The organism is Pantoea sp. ICBG 985 (assembly GCF_002928365.1).
In the GTDB taxonomy this organism is placed as follows: Bacteria; Pseudomonadota; Gammaproteobacteria; order Enterobacterales; family Enterobacteriaceae; genus Pantoea; species Pantoea dispersa.
Window position 1 is genome coordinate 1 of the sequence record NZ_POWM01000009.1, and the last position, 18,066, is coordinate 18,066.

General features: G+C 57.4%; 14 protein-coding genes and 1 riboswitch. Of the genes, 4 read left to right on the forward strand and 10 right to left on the reverse strand.

Features of this window, described 5'->3' with window-relative positions; translation table 11 throughout:
• Positions 1-360 precede the first annotated feature (360 nt).
• A complete protein-coding gene (gene murI / locus C1Y42_RS21060) occupies positions 361-1,212 on the reverse strand; it encodes a glutamate racemase (protein WP_040679621.1) in 852 nt (283 codons plus the stop codon).
• A complete protein-coding gene (btuB, locus tag C1Y42_RS21065; protein WP_104094277.1) occupies positions 1,157-3,037 on the reverse strand; it encodes a TonB-dependent vitamin B12 receptor BtuB in 1,881 nt (626 codons plus the stop codon). Before btuB ends, murI begins: the two co-directional genes overlap by 56 nt.
• A 68-nt stretch (positions 3,038-3,105) precedes the next feature.
• Positions 3,106-3,287: riboswitch (cobalamin riboswitch) on the reverse strand.
• Positions 3,288-3,399: 112 nt separating this feature from the next.
• Between btuB and trmA the strand changes: the two genes are divergently transcribed.
• Positions 3,400-4,503 (forward strand): tRNA (uridine(54)-C5)-methyltransferase TrmA, encoded by a 1,104-nt coding sequence (gene trmA, locus C1Y42_RS21070; protein WP_104094278.1) that lies wholly within the window; start codon positions 3,400-3,402, stop codon positions 4,501-4,503.
• A 35-nt stretch (positions 4,504-4,538) separates the two neighbouring features.
• Here the strand turns inward: trmA and C1Y42_RS21075 are convergent, their stop codons facing one another.
• Both C1Y42_RS21075 and fabR read right to left on the reverse strand, forming a co-directional pair.
• Positions 4,539-4,895 carry a YijD family membrane protein gene (locus tag C1Y42_RS21075; RefSeq protein WP_021506823.1) on the reverse strand — a complete coding sequence of 119 codons (357 nt, stop codon included), beginning with the start codon at positions 4,893-4,895 and terminating at the stop codon, positions 4,539-4,541.
• An 18-nt stretch (positions 4,896-4,913) separates the two neighbouring features.
• Complete coding sequence (fabR, locus tag C1Y42_RS21080; RefSeq protein ID WP_031279587.1) at positions 4,914-5,558, reverse strand: HTH-type transcriptional repressor FabR; 645 nt, start codon at positions 5,556-5,558, stop codon at positions 4,914-4,916.
• Positions 5,559-5,751: 193 nt separating this feature from the next.
• Between fabR and sthA the strand changes: the two genes are divergently transcribed.
• Complete coding sequence (gene sthA, locus C1Y42_RS21085; protein ID WP_021506825.1) at positions 5,752-7,152, forward strand: Si-specific NAD(P)(+) transhydrogenase; 1,401 nt, start codon at positions 5,752-5,754, stop codon at positions 7,150-7,152.
• On the opposite strand, the gene oxyR is transcribed toward sthA, so the two are convergent.
• The 6 genes from oxyR to argC form a co-directional block, all read right to left on the reverse strand.
• Positions 7,135-8,052, reverse strand: coding sequence for a DNA-binding transcriptional regulator OxyR (oxyR, locus tag C1Y42_RS21090; protein ID WP_021506826.1), 918 nt, complete (start codon positions 8,050-8,052; stop codon positions 7,135-7,137). The two genes, sthA and oxyR, sit on opposite strands and share 18 nt — an antisense overlap.
• 294 nt (positions 8,053-8,346) lie before the next feature.
• On the reverse strand, positions 8,347-9,222 hold the full coding sequence (locus C1Y42_RS21095; RefSeq protein WP_104094279.1) for an Ig-like domain-containing protein: 876 nt from the start codon (positions 9,220-9,222) through the stop codon (positions 8,347-8,349).
• 100 nt (positions 9,223-9,322) lie between these two features.
• Positions 9,323-10,702 (reverse strand): argininosuccinate lyase, encoded by a 1,380-nt coding sequence (gene argH, locus C1Y42_RS21100; RefSeq protein WP_104094280.1) that lies wholly within the window; start codon positions 10,700-10,702, stop codon positions 9,323-9,325.
• A 75-nt stretch (positions 10,703-10,777) separates the two neighbouring features.
• Positions 10,778-11,995, reverse strand: a complete 1,218-nt coding sequence (locus C1Y42_RS21105; protein ID WP_104094281.1) for an argininosuccinate synthase — start codon at positions 11,993-11,995, stop codon at positions 10,778-10,780.
• Between the two features lie 14 nt (positions 11,996-12,009).
• Positions 12,010-12,786 carry an acetylglutamate kinase gene (gene argB, locus C1Y42_RS21110; RefSeq protein ID WP_021506830.1) on the reverse strand — a complete coding sequence of 259 codons (777 nt, stop codon included), beginning with the start codon at positions 12,784-12,786 and terminating at the stop codon, positions 12,010-12,012.
• Positions 12,787-12,804: 18 nt separating this feature from the next.
• Positions 12,805-13,809, reverse strand: coding sequence for an N-acetyl-gamma-glutamyl-phosphate reductase (gene argC, locus C1Y42_RS21115; RefSeq protein ID WP_104094282.1), 1,005 nt, complete (start codon positions 13,807-13,809; stop codon positions 12,805-12,807).
• Between the two features lie 167 nt (positions 13,810-13,976).
• On the opposite strand from argC, the gene argE reads away from it, so the two are divergent.
• Together argE and ppc are read left to right on the forward strand one after the other, a co-directional pair.
• The gene (gene argE, locus C1Y42_RS21120; RefSeq protein ID WP_021506832.1) at positions 13,977-15,125 is read left to right on the forward strand and encodes an acetylornithine deacetylase; all 1,149 of its coding nucleotides are present in this window, start codon (positions 13,977-13,979) and stop codon (positions 15,123-15,125) included.
• Positions 15,126-15,374: 249 nt separating this feature from the next.
• The gene (gene ppc, locus C1Y42_RS21125; protein WP_031279588.1) at positions 15,375-18,026 is read left to right on the forward strand and encodes a phosphoenolpyruvate carboxylase; all 2,652 of its coding nucleotides are present in this window, start codon (positions 15,375-15,377) and stop codon (positions 18,024-18,026) included.
• The last annotated feature ends 40 nt before the right edge of the window (positions 18,027-18,066 follow it).

Here is an 18,066-nt window from a genome sequence, read left to right on the forward strand (position 1 = left end):
GTGAATTAAACTTCGTAATGAATTACGTGTTCACTCAGCAAAGACTTGATATTTTTTAAAGCCCGTAGGCTTGTGATATCAATCCTGCGAGTGCCCACACAGATTGTCTGATAAATTGTTAAAGAGCAGTGCCGCGATTTCTCAAGCGGCGCGGGATGCGTATATTACGCTTTCCGCTTTCTCAGTCAAGCATTTATTTTTGCTTTTCTGAAGGTTGCCGTTAAGGGCCACCTCACTAACAGGGCGCTTCGTAAGCCGTTGTGCCGTGTCAGTGGAGGCGCATTATAGGGAGTTCTTTCGGGCTGACAAGGGCTAAATGCAAATTAATTTTCGAGTGCTGTTTTTTTCGGCGAAAGCCCGTCAAATCGCCAGTTTTTCCAGCAGCGGGAAGCCATAACGCTGCAAAACCGGTGATAATTGCACCACTTCGTCATCCATACGCGTACAAAATGCCACATTCTGTCCGCTGGAACGCGCCTGAGGCGCTTCGTGCTCTAACAACCAGGCAGTGCGCCGTGCAATGGCTGCGCCCGAATCCACCAGCCGGGTGCCATCAGGCAACACCTGCTGCAGCTCTTCACGTAACAGCGGGAAATGGGTACAACCCAGCACCACGGTATCCGGCGGCTCTTTCATACGCAGCCACGGTTGTACTGCGCGACGCACATCGTCCAGCGACACCGTTTCTCCGTGCAGTTTGGCTTCCGCCAGTTCGACCAGTTCCGCCGAGCCCAGCATTTCGATTTTACATTCGCGCGCAAACTGCGCCACCAGCTCATGGGTGTAAGGTCGTTTCACCGTGCCGCGCGTGGCCAGCAGGCCGACCACGCCGTTACGCGTCAGACGGGCCGCCGGTTTAATCGCAGGCACGACGCCAACGACCGGGAATTCAAAGCGCTGACGCAACGCTGGCAGGGATACAGTACTGGCGGAGTTACAGGCGATGACCACTAACGCCAGCGGCACGCGCTGCACGATAGCCTCCACCACCGCCACGACCCGCTCAACAATGTACTCTTCGCTTTTTTCACCGTAAGGGAAGCCGGCATTATCGAAGGCATAGAGATAGTGCAGGCCCGGCAGCAGTTGCCGGACCTCATCATAGACGGAGAGCCCACCGACGCCGGAGTCAAACACCAGCACGGTGGGGCGCAGATCAGAAGCTGTAGCTGGCGCTGAGATAGTACTCCGTTCCTGGAGTTTGATAGCCATACACTGTCTCGTAGTCTTTATCGAACAGGTTGGCAATTCTACCACGAACGGTGAGCTGTGATGTGACCGGATACGAAACTGCCAGATCCCATAAACTTACACCGCCCAGTTTGACGCGCTGCGGGGTAAAGGAGTGGTTGTAATCCGTATCATAGCGATCGCCGAGATAATGATAGGTCAGTGACCAGTCAAACTCATAAATCGTCCAGTCGAGCTGGTATTTCACCTGCTGCTTCGCACGGCGCACCAGCGGTTGATCGGTTTCAGCATCGCGCGCATCGACATAGTCGTAAGAAATCTGATGGCTAAGCGGACCGGTATCGAACGACGCCGTGGCTTCCACGCCCTTAATGCGCGCTTTATCAATGTTGTAATAGATATAGGTGGTGGGATCGCTATCAATCAGATTATCGATATCGTTACGATAACCGGATACGCGCCAGTTTACCGGCCCGGTCAGGCCGGAGAAGCCCGCTTCCCACTGTTTGCTCTCTTCCGGCTTCAGGTCGCTGTTGCCATAAGAACCATACAACTGGCCGAGACGAGGCGCTTTATACGCCGTCGCGTAATCGGCAAACACGCTATAGCCATCAACAAACGCCCATGACGCCCCGCCCTGCCAGGTGCCGTGCCAGCCAAACTGGCTGTTGTCGTCACCGCGTACCGCGCCTTCCAGCGTTACGCTGCCCAGCTGCTGCTGGGTGGTGGCATAAATGCCGGTGTTACGCAGCTCAGTACTGTCAGCCACGTAAGCCGTGCCGGGTTCCGTGGTCTGTTTCTGCCAGTCCACGCCCGCGCTTACGCTGCCCTGCGCCACCTGCAACGTATTACCCCACTGCACATTGTACTGCTTGCTGTCATCCAGCGTGGTCGACGGGCCGTAGCGGCCTGTACGCGGATCATAGTTATAGTCTTTGCTGCGGCTGTAGCTGGCGATCAGCTGCGTCGAATAAATGTCGTTGCTGTAACGCAGGCCGCTGTCCCAGGTCTGGCTGTAGAGCTGGCGGGTATCGTTTAATCCATTGATGTTGAAACTGTTATCGTAGCTGTAGGTGCCGTCGTAGGCCGTGCGGTTGTCAAAACCGTAGCCACGGACAAAGCCGCTCAGCCCGTCACTGAACTGGTGTTCCAGCGCGCCATACAGTGTTTTGTTCATGAAGCCATCGCGATCTTTCTGCGCCGGATCGCCATACACATCCGGCAGGTTTGCCACCACATCATAGCCGCGCGTGTAGGTGTAGTTGCCCGCCATGGTCAGCTTCGTGGCTGCCCCCAGCTGCTGCTGGGTAGAACCTTCATAGTTTTGATAGCCTTTCGAGCCCACGCCCGCGCTCAGCGTCGTGCCCGGCTTATCACGACCGGTGATGATGTTCACCACGCCGCCAATCGCATCGGAACCATACACCGCCGAGCGCGCACCGCGCACATATTCGATGCGCTGGACCAGAGAAAGCGGAATCTGGCTTAAATCAGACGATCCGGACACACCCGCCTGGTTTAGCCGGATACCGTCGATGAGTATAAGTACGTGGCTGGAGTTGGTGCCGCGCACAAACAGCGAGCTCAACTGGCCGAGGCCACCGTTCTGCGCGATGTCCACGCCAGGCAGGCGACGCATCACGTCCGTCAGGCTTTTAGCCTGCCAGCGATCGATATCGTCGCGGGTCACGACTGTCGTCGGCGCGAGAACGGAGGAAACCGGCTGCAAAAACCGGTTGGCGGTAACGATTTGCGTATCATCATTCTGCTGCGCGTAGCCAGATTGCGCCCAGAGCGACAACGCCGTTGCACTAAAGGCAAACAGCGAAGCGTGTGTTGTTTTCATTGTTATAGCATCCAAAAGACGAAGCAGGATGCCGCAGGTCCGGGATCGATAGCACGCGATGATCTCAGAAGTTGCGACGTCACACCGGCAGGTCTTCGGGCTGGGAATCATAAGTGGTGAAGACTTCCCATCCGCGAGGACAGTGTCTGCAATTGCGATCACCACGACATTCTTTTACCGCTGCGCGTCAGCTCCAGATTCACACTGGATTCCCTTTTAACTCAAGGAGGCCGGCAGCCGCAGTCTACGTTTAAGAAGGCCGGAAATCCAGACTGCCAGCCTTCCTGCACTGTCCGGGGCTGGACATCAGCAGGTGAATGCCTACAATCGCCCGGCAGGCAGGCTTAACACCAGGATTGAAGATGACACCCGAACAACTCCCGATTGAACAATACGACGCGCAACTGGCGGAAAAAGTCAGCCGCTTACAGGCGATGATGGCCCCCTACGCAGCGCCCGACGTGGAGGTGTTCCGCTCGTCGGTCAGCCACTATCGTATGCGCGCCGAATTCCGCATCTGGCACGACGGTGACGATCTCTATCACATCATCTTCGATCAAGAGACCAAACAGCGTATCCGCGTCGATCAGTTTCCGGCGGCCAGCCAGTTGATCAACACGCTGATGCCAAAGTTGATCGCCGCGATCCGCGATAATCGCGCGCTGCGTTTCAAACTGTTCCAGATCGATTATCTCTCCACCCTCAGCAACCAGATCGTGATTTCACTGCTGTATCACCGCAAGCTGGAAGCCGACTGGACCGAAGCCGCGACTGCGCTGCGCGATAGCCTGCGTGCAGAAGGGTTTGATGTGCAGCTGATTGGCCGTGCCACGAAAACCAAAATCTGCCTCGATCGCGATTACGTCGATGAGCGCCTGCCGGTAGCCGGCCAGGAGATGATCTATCGTCAGGTGGAGAACAGCTTCACTCAGCCGAATGCGGCGATGAATATTCAGATGCTGGAGTGGGCGCTGGACGTGACGCAAGATTCGCGCGGCGATCTGCTGGAGCTGTACTGTGGCAATGGCAACTTTTCGCTGGCGCTGGCGCGTAACTTCCGCCGCGTACTGGCGACGGAAATCGCCAAACCGTCGGTGGCTTCGGCGCAGTACAACATCGCGGCCAACCACATCGACAACGTGCAAATTATCCGTATGGCGGCCGAAGAGTTTACCCAGGCGATGAACGGCGTGCGCAGCTTTAACCGTCTGGAAGGCATCGATCTCAACAGCTATCAGTGCGAGACCATCTTTGTCGATCCGCCGCGCAGCGGGCTGGATGATGAGACGGTGAAGATGGTGCAGGCCTATCCGCGTATTCTCTATATTTCCTGTAATCCGCAGACGCTGTGCGACAACCTCAGCGTACTGAGTGCCACGCATAACATCACGCGGCTGGCGCTGTTTGACCAGTTCCCTTACACCCACCATATGGAATGCGGTGTGTTACTGACGCGCAAAGCCTAAAAAAAACGGGAACCCTGCGGTTCCCGTGATTGTTTTCAGTGCTTGTTCTTGCTGCGGCGGAAGCGCATGGCGATCCAGAACACCAGCGCCACCATCAGAATGGTCGGGATGAAGTTAGACCCGATATCCGGATATTCGGCACGCACCAGCGCGCTGTACACCAGAATCCCCAGCAGAAAAAATGCCGCCGCCAGCGAAGGCATGCCGTCCGGCATATTGCGGTTGAGATAGCGCTGATGCAGACACCACGCGGCAAGGCCAAGGGCGATCAGCGGGAAAATCGAAAAGGGAACAAAGGTGCTGAACAGCACCGAAAAGGAGCCGTTGATAGCTAAACCGGTGATAAAAGCCAGTAACAGCGTTCCTTTATCGCGAGGGTTTTGCTCAATCATTTCATTATCCTTATCACATTACTCTTCGGGGGTTTCCAGGGTAACCGCCAGGCGCTCTTGCTCCCGGCGATACCAGTAATACGCGCCTTTGGCGATCATTCGCAGCTGCAGCACCAGACGCTCTTCCAGTTTGCGCCGCTGTTCGATATCCACATCCAGCGCTTCCGCGCCGGCGCTGAACACAATCGTCACCATCGCTTCCGCCTGCGCTTCGGTAAAGCTGCGCGGCATGCGGTTTTCCAGCTCAAGGTAGTCGGCCAGTTCAGCGATAAAGTGCTGAATCTCCCGCGCGACCGCCGCACGAAAAGCCGCTGAGGTGCCGGAGCGCTCGCGTAGTAAGAGACGAAAAGCGTTGGGATTGTTCCCGATGAACTCCATAAACGTGGCGACCGAGGTTTTAATGATGCTGCCGCCTTTGGCAATGCGCTGGCGCGCCTGGCGCATCAGCTGGCGCAGCATCAGGCCACTTTCATCGACCATCGTCAGGCCGAGTTCATCCACATCGCGAAAGTGACGGTAAAACGAGGTCGGTGCAATGCCGGCTTCGCGTGCCACTTCGCGTAAACTCAGGCTGGCAAAACTCCTTTCTGCACTTAACTGACTGAATGCCGCTTCAATCAGTGAACGTCGTGTACGTTCTTTTTGTTGCGCTCGAACGCCCATTTTCCCGGCCTTGTGAGTAATCAGGCAGGCACTATAACAAACTTTTCAGCGTACAGCGGCGCAAAGTTTGTGACCGCCTGTTAACCTCACTGATTGTCAAACTTTGCCAATTTACGCTGTTAGAATTCAGATGTGCGCGGCGAGATGTTAGAATCTCGTTGTAAAAATGTATAGAAACATAGGACGTACTGGTATGCAAAAGTCTTACGATTACGATGCCATTGTGATTGGCTCCGGTCCGGGCGGCGAAGGTGCGGCGATGGGGCTGGTGAAGCAGGGAGCGCGCATTGCAGTGATCGAACGCTACCACAACATCGGCGGCGGTTGTACTCACTGGGGAACCATCCCTTCCAAAGCTCTGCGTCACGCTGTCAGCCGTATCATCGAGTTCAATCAAAACCCTCTTTATAGCGATCACACCCGACTCCTGCGCTCCTCGTTCGCCGACATTCTGAATCATACTGAGAACGTCATCAGCCAGCAGACTGCCATGCGTCAGGGCTTTTACGAGCGTAACCGCTGTGAGCTTTATCAGGGCGACGCCCATTTTGTTGATGCCAACACCATCGAAGTGGAACAGCCAGACGGCACGCGCGAGCGCTTAACCGCAGAGAAGTTTGTCATCGCCTGTGGTTCCCGCCCGTATCACCCGGCGGACGTCGATTTTACCCATCCGCGCATTTACGACTCCGACTCCATCCTCAACCTGCATCATGAACCCGGCCACGTCATCATTTATGGTGCGGGCGTGATTGGCTGTGAATATGCGTCGATTTTCCGCGGCCTTAACGTCAAGGTTGACCTGATCAACACCCGCGATCGCCTGCTGGCGTTCCTCGATCAGGAGATGTCTGATTCGCTCTCTTATCACTTCTGGAACAGCGGCGTGGTGATTCGTCACAACGAAGAGTTTGAGAAGATTGAAGGTGTCAGCGATGGCGTCATCATGCACCTCAAGTCCGGCAAAAAGGTCAAAGCCGATTGCCTGCTGTACGCTAACGGCCGTACCGGTAATACCGATTCACTGGCGCTGGAAAACGTCGGGCTGGAAGCCGATGGCCGTGGACTGCTGAAAGTGAACAGTATGTATCAGACCGCGCAGCCGCACATTTATGCGGTGGGCGACGTGATTGGTTACCCGAGCCTGGCCTCTGCCGCTTACGATCAGGGCCGCATTGCCGCGCAGGCGATCATCAAAGGGGAAGCCACCGCGCACCTGATTGAAGATATCCCGACCGGGATTTACACCATTCCGGAAATCAGCTCCGTCGGCAAAACCGAACAGCAGCTGACGGCGATGAAAGTGCCGTATGAAGTGGGCCGTGCGCAGTTTAAGCATCTGGCGCGCGCGCAGATTGTCGGCATGCACGTTGGCAGCCTGAAGATCCTGTTCCACCGCGAAACCAAAGAGATTCTGGGTATTCACTGCTTTGGCGAGCGTGCGGCGGAGATCATTCACATCGGCCAGGCCATTATGGAGCAGAAGAACGGCGGTAACACGATTGAGTATTTCGTGAACACCACCTTCAACTACCCCACCATGGCCGAAGCCTACCGCGTAGCGGCGTTAAACGGCTTAAACCGCCTGTTTTAACGAACGGTCCAGGTAACCCTGCATGTGGGTTTTAATTGCTTCTGCCAGCTGCTCATAGCGGCTGCGCAGAGGCGATCCCGGACGATACACCAGCGCGATGGTGCGCTGCGGCACCGGTTTGTAACACGGCAGATAGCACACGCCATCACGTACGCGCTCATTCGGTACCGCCAGCGACGGCAGCAAAGTGATACCGCTGCCAGCTGCTACCATGTTGCGCAGCGTTTCCAGGCTGGTCGCGCGGAAATGGGTATCTTCATCAGCGCCGGCTTCGAAGCAGAAGCCCATCGCCTGATCGCGCAAACAATGACCATCTTCCAGCATCAGCAGTTTCTCACCAGCCAGATCCGACATCGGCACACGATCGCGATCGTGCCACGGGTGATCCTGGTAGATCGCCAGCTTCATCGGCTCATCAAACAGCGGCACTTCAATAAAAGCTTCGCTCTCTTTTACCAGCGCCAGAATCGCGCAGTCGAGCTTACCGCTGTCGAGCTGCGCCAGCAGCTGCTGCGTTTGCGCCTCGTGCAGATACATCTCGAGTTTCGGGAAGGTCTGATGCAGCATCGGAATAATATGCGGCAACAGATAGGGACCGGTGGTCGGAATCAGACCAATGTGCAGCGGCCCGGACATGGTTTCGCCCTGCTGGCTGGCCATCTCCTTCAGTACCTTCACTTCACGCAGCACGGTTCGCGCCTGATCCACCAGCAGCAGTCCAGCCTGAGTAAACAGCACCTTACGGCTGGTCCGTTCCAGCAGCATCACACCCAGTTCATCTTCCAGCTTGCGAATCTGCCCGCTCAGGGTCGGCTGGCTGACATGACAGGCATCAGCGGCACGACGAAAGTGGCGATGTTCCGCCAGCGAAACCAGATATTCCAGATCACGAATGTTCATTGATAGCCTCCAAACCACGATAGCCCGTGGCGATAGATAGAATAGCAATGAACGATTAGCCCTATCAAGCGGTGAACAGGAATAATACCGGCCATCTGATTAAGACCACAGATTGTTAAAGCGGCTAACGCAGACACGCAACAACAACAATCTGGAGCAGCACCTGCAACCTGCTCACGAAATCACTGAGTTGGCCGGGAGTGCCAGCCCTTTGATGATGTGCCTATAACTATATGTAATTCCGAAGCTAGAGGTTGGCGGGCTACTTAAAGCCCGCTTTTTTTTGCCTTTGCATCACAGTGGTACATCACCCAGCAACTGCTGCAAATCCTGCTCCGTCAGCACCAGGAAGTGGCCAACAATACCGGACTGCGTCAGCTCCTGCTGCAGATCGTCATTATTCAGCACCAGCTCATACTGCTGCGTGGCCGGGTTAAGCTCCGCGTCCTGGAACAGGTTAACCGGCACGCTGGCCAGCAGGTCGTGCAGATGCAGGCCACTGAGTGCCTCCGGCCGGGCCACATCTCCCGTAATATCATCCGCGACGATCAGGCTGACCGGCGCACTGACATTCCCTGCGCCGCATGTCACCACGATCTGATGCTCGCCAGCGGCCAGCGCATGAGACGGCGTAAAGGTCCATTTGTGATCGCTATCGACCAGCGCACTGCCGAGCGGCTCATCGTTATCAAACAGCTCAACCCGGCTGCCGGGCTGGCCTTTACCGGAAAAGGTCGGCTGGGTTTGCGTAGTGCTCTCTTCCGGCCAGATAAACTGCGTGCCGCTGTGCATGGCGGTTAGCGTGACCGGTACAAAACCGGCATCCTCCACGATCAGTGTGAAGGGTGCGCTTGCGCTCTGCGGCATTGCCGCCACCTGTGCCACGAACTGATGATTCCCGCCAGCCAGCGCGTCAGGCAACGTAAAACTGAAGTAGCCGGTCTGAGCATCGCTGAGCGTGCTGCCTACTAACTCGCCGTGATGGTAACACTCAAGCGTGACGCCCCGGCCGGCATAGCCGTTCAGCGCAGGGCGCGTATCGCGGGTGATTTCGCCATCGACAATAAAACCGCCGTCATTCACCGAGGCGGAATCGAAGGTGACAGGAACCTGGTTTTCAACGGCCGGCTCCAGAGGAAAGAAAGGGTAGCCAAAGCGTGAAGTGCTCATTTATGTTCTCCAAATTAACTGCGAGCACACTTTAAGAACTCTTCACGCCAGACCGATCAAGAATTGTCTCTTTTTTGCGAAAGAAATTTCCTGGCGCGCATTACGCCAGGTTTAAGCGCTGCTTCGCTTCGCCGATCGCCAGCGCCACCTGCTGTGGTGCCACGCCGCCGCGCGCGTTACGCTTATCGAGACAAGACTGCAGCGACAGCACCGGATAAACATCTTCCCCGATCGCCGCGCTAAACTGCTTAAACTGCGCCAGACTTAATGCTTCCAGCGCGACGCCTTGTTTGATCGCTTCCACCACGGTTTCGCCGACGATATGGTGCGCTTCGCGGAACGGCACGCCTTTGGCTACCAGATAATCGGCCAGTTCGGTCGAGTTAGCGTAACCCTGCTCGGCGGCTTCCTGACAGCGCGGACGCTTCACCTGAATGCCATCCAGCACCAGAGCTGACATATGCAGGCAGTCAAGCCAGGTATCGAGCGCATCGAACAGCCCTTCTTTGTCTTCCTGCATATCTTTGTTGTACGCCAGCGGCAGCCCTTTCAGCGTCATCATCATGCCGGTCAGTGCGCCCTGCACACGACCGCACTTGCCGCGGATCAGCTCCAGCGCGTCCGGATTTTTCTTCTGCGGCATCAGCGATGAGCCCGACGTCACTTTATCGGACAGCTCAATAAAGCCGGCTTCACCGGTGTTGAAGAAGATCATGTCTTCAGCGAAGCGCGACAGGTGCACCATGCCAATCGAGGCATCAGACAGCAGCTCCAGCACGTGATCGCGGTCCGACACGGTATCCAGGCTGTTACGCGTGGCAGAGGCGAAGCCGAGCCAGCCGGCCAGCTGCTCACGGTCGATCTCATAAGCAGTACCGGCCAGCGCGCCGCAGCCCAGCGGGCTGACATCCAGCCGCTTCAGCGTATCCTGCAGACGGCTCTCGTCGCGCGCCAGCATCTCAACGTAGGCCAGACACCAGTGGGCAAACGTCACCGGCTGCGCCCGCTGCAGGTGGGTGTAGCCCGGCATCACGGCATCCTGATTGGCTTCAGCCGTGGCTACCAGCGCTGACTGCAGCTCGCGCGTGGCTTCCAGCAGCAGTGCCACCTGCGTTTTACACCACAGTTTGAGATCGGTCGCCACCTGGTCGTTACGGCTGCGCCCGGTGTGCAGCTTTTTGCCCAGCGCGCCGACTTTGTCGATCAGCTTGCCTTCCACCCAGCTGTGAATATCCTCGGCATCGCTCTGCAGAATCTGCTGCGGATTGGCGCGAACCTCTTCCAGCAGCGCATTCAGCGCGGCTTCCAGCTGCTGCTGCTCTTCACTGCTCAGCACGTTTACCGTTACCAGCGCTTTTGACCAGGCCACCGAACCGATGATGTCCTGCTCCGCCAGGCGGTAGTCAAACCGCAGTGAATCGTTGAACTGTTTAAACCGTTGATCTGCCGCCTGCGAAAAACGTCCGCCCCAAAGTGCCATCTGTTTGCTCCTGAATCTGTTAAACAAAGGGCGGCCCGAAGCCGCCCCTGCAAAATATGTCGCCTGCCGCCGGTATTACTTCTTCTGCTCGTTCAGCGCGCGAATGCGTGAAGAGAGCGAGAACAGACGGATAAAGCCGCCCGCGTGACGGTGATCGTACACTTCGTCTTCGCCGAAGGTGGCAAACTCTTCTGAGTACAGGCTGTTCGCCGATTTTTTCTGGATCGCCGTGGCCTGGCCTTTATACAGCTGCAGTACCACTTCCCCGTTCAACAGCTCTGCCAGCGATGCGGCAGCGGCCTGGATTGACTGACGCAGCGGTGCAAACCAGCGGCCGTCATACACCACGTAAGACATCTCCTGACCCAGCTGTTCACGCCATTTGAAGCTGTCGCGATCCAGTACCAGCTGCTCAACCGCACGCAGCGCGTTGACCATAATGGTGCCGCCCGGGGTTTCGTAGCAGCCGCGTGATTTAATGCCCACCAGACGGTTTTCCACGATATCAATCCGGCCCACGCCGTGTTTCGCTCCCAGCGCATTGAGTTTTTCCAGACACTGGAACGGGCTCAGTTTCTCACCGTTCACCGCCACAACCTGGCCTTTCTCCACGCTGACAGTGACGTTTTCTGGCTGATCCGGCGCTTCCAGCGGATCGACGGTCCACACCCAGCAATCTTTGTTTGGCGCGTTCCACGGGCTCTCCAGCACGCCACCTTCGGTCGAGATGTGCCAGGCGTTCTCATCACGGCTGTAGATTTTTTCCAGCGACGCGGTGGTCGGGATATTGCGCTCTTTCAGGTAATCCAGCAGCGCTTCACGCGAACGCAGGTTCCACTCACGCCATGGCGCCACCACTTTAAGCTGCGGTGCCAGCGCGGTATAGGTGGTTTCGAAACGCACCTGATCGTTGCCTTTACCGGTTGCGCCGTGGCACAGCGCGTCTGCGCCCACTTTCAGCGCCAGTTCAACCTGCGCTTTGGCGATGATAGGACGCGCCATTGAGGTGCCCAGCAGATAGGTGCCTTCGTACAGCGCACCGGTCTGCAGCACCGGGTAAACGTATTCGCTGATAAACTCTTCACGCAGATCGACCACGTGGCACTCAGACGCGCCCGACTGCAGCGCTTTCTTCTCTACGCCTTCCAGATCGGCCGGATCCTGACCAATGTTGGCCACGAACGCCACCACTTCACAACCACCGTAGTTCTCTTTCAGCCAGGGAATGATGGCCGAGGTATCCAGACCGCCCGAGTAAGCCAGAACGATTTTTTTGATGTTTTGCGTGCTCATGTCGTAATCCTTGATTATGCGAGAATCCGGGTGCCAATCGACACGCCGTTGAAAAGGGTTGGCAGCTGTTCAGCATGACGCCAGCTGGCGATATCCACCGGGCGGCCCAGCGTACGCGCCGCGTCGAGCGCCGCATGCACTTTCACAATCATGCCATCGGTAATAATGCCCTGGGCAATCAGCTGCTCGGCTTTGGCTGCGGTCATCTCGGCGATGCGCTGACCTTTGCCGTCGAGAATACCGCTGACGTCCGACAGCAGCACCAGATCGGCACCGATCGTCGCCGCCAGCGCGGTCGCGGCCTGGTCGGCGTTGACGTTCATCAGTTCGCCGCCGTCGGTGATGCCAATCGAGCTGATCACCGGCATATAGCCTGCATCCAGCAGCGTATTGAGCAGCTGCGGATTGCCCGGCGTGGCGTTGCCGACATGCCCCAGCTCCTCATCGAACTGTGCCACGTTCACCAGCCCGGCATCGCCGAGGCATAAACCCACTGCGCCAATGCCGTACTTCTTCGCCCATGCCAGCAGCGTTTTGTTGGCGGTGCCGGCCAGCGCACCGGTAATAATGTCGATCTGATCGGCTGGCGTCACGCGCAAACCGTTCTTCTTTTTCACCGGCAGCGCCAGTTTCTTCATCAGCTCGTCCACCAGGCAGCCACCGCCGTGGACGATGATCAGCGGACGCTGATACTGCGTGCGGTACGCCAGCAGGGCATCAAACAGACGCGCCAGCGCTTCTTCGCTATCCAGCAGTACGCCGCCCAGCTTAATGATCAGAGGATTGCTCATGGTCAGGTTATCCGTCCGTTAAATCAGAGACAGCGTTTCGGGGAAGCCGAAACGAATATTGAGACACTGCACCGCCTGTGAGGAGGCGCCTTTCAGCAGGTTGTCTTCCGCTGCGACAACAATCAGGTGCTCGCCCTGCACGGCAAAGCCGATATCGCAGAACGGCAGGCCAACCACCGCTTTCAGCGCCGGTACGCCTTTGTCGTACAGCCGCACCAGTGGTTTATCGTGGTAAGCGCTGTGGAACGCCGCCGCCACATCCTGCTGGCTCACACCGGCGTTCAGACGGCAGGTGATGGTTTCCAGAATGCCGCGCGGGAAATTACCGAGATGCGGCGTGAAGATCACCGGCGTGCCGAGATGGGCCACAATCTCCGGATGGTGACGGTGATTGAAAAGGCCGTACGGCTGCAGGCTGACTTCACAGAAGCTGGTGGTGACGCTGGCTTTACGTCCGGCACCGCTGACGCCGCTGGTGGCATTGATGACCGGCCACTGAGCCGGATTAAGCAGGCCAGCCTTAATCAGCGGTTTAAGCGCCAGCTGCGCGGCGGTCGGATAGCAACCCGGCACTGCCACCAGCTGCGCGTCTTTAATCTGCGCGTGGTTCCATTCGGCCAGGCCGTAAACGGCTTTGTCGAGCCACGCCTGGTGCTGATGGCTGAAACCGTAATACTGTTGATAAAAGCCGTCGTCGTTAACGCGGAACGCACCTGAGAGGTCGAACACCACGCAGCCGGCTTTCAGGAATTCCGGGGCCAGATCGTGGCTGACTTCGTGCGCGGTGGCGAGGAACACCACATCGACCTTGCCGGCCCACTCTGCGGCATCACCCAGCGGCTGCAATGGCAAATCGACCCTGCCTTTCAGCTGCGGATGGAGATCGGAGAGTAACTTTCCGGCATCCGGGCTTTGCGCTGAAACCGCCAAAGCGGTTATGTTCATATGCGGGTGGCGATTCAGGTAGGTGGCAAGCTCTACGCCAGCATAACCACTGGCACCAACGATCAGCGTATTCAACATCAGGCTGTATACCTTATTACAGTCACACGTATCGGGTCGCGGCATTGCCCCGTTGCCCACGATGCCGTTTGCAGCTTTTTTCAGTTCACATGCAGACGACGTTAATGTATTTTTATTCACTATTAATGCATTAATATTGATACATCCTAACCCAGGGACCGTCAACAGTGAAGACAAAAATTCCACCTTTTATCGAACTCTACCGCCAGCTGATTGCAACACCGTCGATCAGCGCCACCGACAGCGCGCTGGATCAGAGCAATGAAACTTTAATCAATTTGCTGGCGGGCTGGTTCCGCGATCTCGGCTTCAGCGTGGAAGTCCAGCCGGTGCCGGGTACGCGCCACAAATTCAACCTGCTGGCGCGCAGCGGCAGCGGCGCAGGTGGCCTGCTGCTGGCGGGCCATACCGACACCGTGCCGTATGACGACGGCCGCTGGACGCGCGATCCCTTCACCCTGACCGAACACGACAACAAGCTGTACGGCTTAGGCACCGCCGACATGAAAGGCTTCTTTGCCTTTATTCTTGATGCGCTGCGTGACGTTGACGTGACGAAGCTCAGCAAACCGCTGTACATCCTTGCCACCGCCGATGAAGAGACCACGATGGCCGGCGCGAAATACTTCTCTGAATCGACCCAGCTGCGGCCGGACTGCGCCATCATCGGCGAACCGACGTCGCTGAAACCGGTGCGCGCCCACAAAGGCCATCTGTCGCACGCCATCCGCATTCAGGGTCAGTCCGGTCATTCCAGCGATCCGGCGCGCGGCGTGAACGCTATCGAGCTGATGCATGAATCCATTACTCAGCTGATGCAGCTGCGTAATACGCTGAAAGAGCGCTATCACCACGACGGCTTCGCCATTCCGTATCCGACCATGAACTTTGGCCATATCCACGGCGGCGACGCGGCGAACCGCATCTGCGCCTGCTGTGAGCTGCATATGGATATCCGTCCGCTGCCGGGACTGACGCTGAGCGATCTCGACGGTTTACTCAATGAAGCGCTGGCACCGGTGAGCGCGCGCTGGCCGGGCCGTCTGACTGTCGGTGAGCTGCATCCGCCGATTCCCGGCTACGAATGCCCGGCCGATCATGAACTGGTGAAGGTGGTGGAGAAGCTGCTGGGGGTGCCGACAGAAGTGGTGAATTACTGCACCGAAGCGCCGTTTATCCAGCAGTTGTGCCCGACGCTGGTGTTAGGGCCTGGATCCATCAATCAGGCGCATCAGCCAGACGAGTTTATTGATACCGCATTTATTAAGCCGACTCATGCGCTTATCACTCAGGTTGTGCAGCATTTTTGCCATTGATGATTAAAAGATGGGGCATTTCACTGCGAAATCAGCAAATTGCCCCGTCATTATCCGGGATTTGATAATAAGAATAACTTATCCCACCTCCTGTCAATTAAATTCGATGAATTTCCGATAGTTAGCAGCACGATACCGGCAATTTAAGTCAATTGACGAACAGGAAGAACCGTGGCTAGATAAAAGACGATGTTATGCCCGTTGGGTATAGAGGTTTTATATTTAAGACGATAAGGGTGTCAGGGTCACATGAACGAACAATATTCCGCAATGCGAAGTAATGTCAGTATGCTCGGCAAACTGCTCGGGGATACGATAAAGGATGCACTGGGAGAGAACATCCTCGATCGGGTGGAGACCATCCGCAAGCTCTCTAAGTCATCCCGTGCAGGAAATGACACTCATCGTAAGGAACTGCTCTCCACGCTGCAAAACCTGTCTAACGACGAGCTGCTGCCGGTGGCGCGCGCGTTCAGCCAGTTCCTTAACCTCACCAACGTGGCAGAACAGTATCAAACCATTTCGCGCAGCGGCGACGGTGCTAACCATCCGGAGCTGCTGAAAAAAACCTTCGAGCGCCTGAAGCAGCAGAGCGATCTCAGCGAGCCGGCCATCCGCCAGGCGATTGAGGAGCTGTCGCTGGAGCTGGTGCTCACCGCCCACCCGACCGAAATTACCCGCCGCACGCTGATCCACAAGCTGGGCGAAGTGAACAGCTGTCTGCAGCAGCTCGACCACAGTGACATCACCGACTACGAACGCAACCAGGTCATGCGCCGTCTGCGTCAGCTGGTGGCGCAGGCGTGGCACACCGATGAGATCCGTAAATATCGCCCGACGCCGGTAGATGAAGCCAAATGGGGCTTCGCGGTGGTGGAGAACAGCCTGTGGGAAGGCGTGCCGGCGTTTCTGCGCGAGCTGAACCAGCAGGTGGAAGAGAGCTTCGGCATCCAGCTGCCGGTGGATTTCGTGCCCATCAAATTTACCTCGTGGATGGGCGGCGACCGTGACGGTAACCCGAACGTCACCGCACCGATTACCCGCCACGTAATGCAGCTAAGCCGCTGGAAAGCCGCCGACCTGTTCCTGCGCGACATCGGCGTGCTGGTGTCCGAGCTGTCGATGTCCGAGTGCAGCGACGAAGTGCGCGAACTGTGTGGCGATGCGGAGGCGCTGGAGCCGTATCGTGTAATTCTGAAACGTATCCGCAGCCAGCTGATGAGCACCCAGAGCTATCTGGAGCGCCGCCTGAAGGGCGAGCGCCTGCCGCGTCCGGCCGATCTGCTGGTTTCTAACGATCAGCTGTGGCAGCCGCTGTTTGCTATTTACCAGTCGCTGCAGCAGTGCGGCATGGGCATCATCGCCAACGGCCAGCTGCTGGATACGCTGCGCCGCGTGAAGTGCTTCGGCGTGCCGCTGGTGCGTATCGATATCCGTCAGGAGAGCACCCGCCACACCGAAGCGATTGCCGAAGTGACGCGCTATCTCGGACTGGGCGACTACGAAAGCTGGTCAGAAGCCGACAAGCAGGCGTTCCTGATCCGTGAACTGAATTCCAAGCGGCCGCTGCTGCCGCGGCAGTGGGAGCCCAGCGACAACACGCGTGAAGTGCTGGATACCTGCAAAGTGGCGGCAGAAGCGCCGCAGGGTTCGATTGCCGCCTATGTGATTTCGATGGCCAAAACGCCGTCTGACGTGCTGGCGGTGCACCTGCTGCTGAAAGAGGCCGGCATCCCTTACGCAATGCCGGTGGCGCCGCTGTTTGAAACCCTCGACGACCTCAACAACGCCAATGACGTGATGAGCCAGCTGCTGAATATCGACTGGTATCGCGGCTTCATCAACGGCAAGCAGATGGTGATGATTGGCTATTCCGACTCGGCAAAAGATGCCGGCGTGATGGCAGCCAGCTGGGCGCAATATCAGGCCCAGGATGCGCTGATTAAAACCTGCGACAAAGCCGGCATTACCCTGACGCTGTTCCACGGACGCGGCGGTTCGATTGGCCGCGGTGGCGCACCGGCGCATGCAGCTCTGCTGTCACAGCCGCCGGGCAGCCTGAAAGGCGGCCTGCGCGTGACCGAACAGGGCGAAATGATTCGCTTCAAATATGGCCTGCCGGAAGTCACCATCGCCAGCCTGTCGCTTTACACCGGGGCGATTCTGGAAGCCAACCTGCTGCCACCGCCAGAGCCAAAACGCGAATGGCAGGAGATCATGAACGGCCTGTCAGCCTATTCGTGCGCCATGTACCGTGGCTATGTGCGTGAAAATCCGGACTTCGTACCCTACTTCCGCTCGGCGACGCCAGAGCAGGAGCTGGGTAAACTGCCGCTCGGATCGCGCCCGGCGAAACGGCGTCCGACCGGCGGCGTTGAGTCGCTGCGCGCCATTCCGTGGATCTTCGCCTGGACGCAGAACCGCCTGATGCTGCCGGCGTGGCTGGGTGCCGGCGCGGCGCTGCAGAAAGCGATGGACGAAGGCCATCAGGATCAGCTGGAAACCATGTGCAGCGAATGGCCGTTCTTCGCTACGCGTCTCGGCATGCTGGAGATGGTGTTCTCGAAGGCTGACCTGTGGCTGGCGGAGTATTACGATCAGCGTCTGGTGGATAAATCGCTGTGGCCGCTCGGCAAACAGCTGCGCGATCAGCTCGATGCCGACATCAAAGCGGTGCTGACCATCGCGAATGATGCGCATCTGATGGCGGACCAGCCGTGGATCGCCGAATCCATCGCGCTGCGTAACGTCTACACCGATCCGCTCAACGTGCTGCAGGCGGAACTGCTGCAGCGTGCGCGTGCGCAGGAAGAGCGCGGCGATGAACCTGATGCGCGCGTAGAACAGGCGCTGATGGTCACTATCGCTGGCGTCGCGGCCGGCATGCGTAACACTGGCTAACGGCTGGCAGCGCATCACGCATCACAGCAAGAAGGGGGCC

What these genes read in the sequence shown, in the direction of transcription:
- sthA (WP_021506825.1), top strand. Translation starts at nt 5,752, where the DNA reads ATGCAAAAGTCTTACGATTACGATGCCATTGTGATTGGCTCCGGTCCG.
- trmA (WP_104094278.1), top strand. Translation starts at nt 3,400, where the DNA reads ATGACACCCGAACAACTCCCGATTGAACAATACGACGCGCAACTGGCG.
- murI (WP_040679621.1), bottom strand. Translation starts at nt 1,212, where the DNA reads ATGGCTATCAAACTCCAGGAACGGAGTACTATCTCAGCGCCAGCTACA.
- C1Y42_RS21075 (WP_021506823.1), bottom strand. Translation starts at nt 4,895, where the DNA reads ATGATTGAGCAAAACCCTCGCGATAAAGGAACGCTGTTACTGGCTTTT.
- btuB (WP_104094277.1), bottom strand. Translation starts at nt 3,037, where the DNA reads ATGAAAACAACACACGCTTCGCTGTTTGCCTTTAGTGCAACGGCGTTG.
- C1Y42_RS21095 (WP_104094279.1), bottom strand. Translation starts at nt 9,222, where the DNA reads ATGAGCACTTCACGCTTTGGCTACCCTTTCTTTCCTCTGGAGCCGGCC.
- C1Y42_RS21105 (WP_104094281.1), bottom strand. Translation starts at nt 11,995, where the DNA reads ATGAGCACGCAAAACATCAAAAAAATCGTTCTGGCTTACTCGGGCGGT.
- fabR (WP_031279587.1), bottom strand. Translation starts at nt 5,558, where the DNA reads ATGGGCGTTCGAGCGCAACAAAAAGAACGTACACGACGTTCACTGATT.
- ppc (WP_031279588.1), top strand. Translation starts at nt 15,375, where the DNA reads ATGAACGAACAATATTCCGCAATGCGAAGTAATGTCAGTATGCTCGGC.
- argB (WP_021506830.1), bottom strand. Translation starts at nt 12,786, where the DNA reads ATGAGCAATCCTCTGATCATTAAGCTGGGCGGCGTACTGCTGGATAGC.
- argH (WP_104094280.1), bottom strand. Translation starts at nt 10,702, where the DNA reads ATGGCACTTTGGGGCGGACGTTTTTCGCAGGCGGCAGATCAACGGTTT.
- argC (WP_104094282.1), bottom strand. Translation starts at nt 13,809, where the DNA reads ATGTTGAATACGCTGATCGTTGGTGCCAGTGGTTATGCTGGCGTAGAG.
- oxyR (WP_021506826.1), bottom strand. Translation starts at nt 8,052, where the DNA reads ATGAACATTCGTGATCTGGAATATCTGGTTTCGCTGGCGGAACATCGC.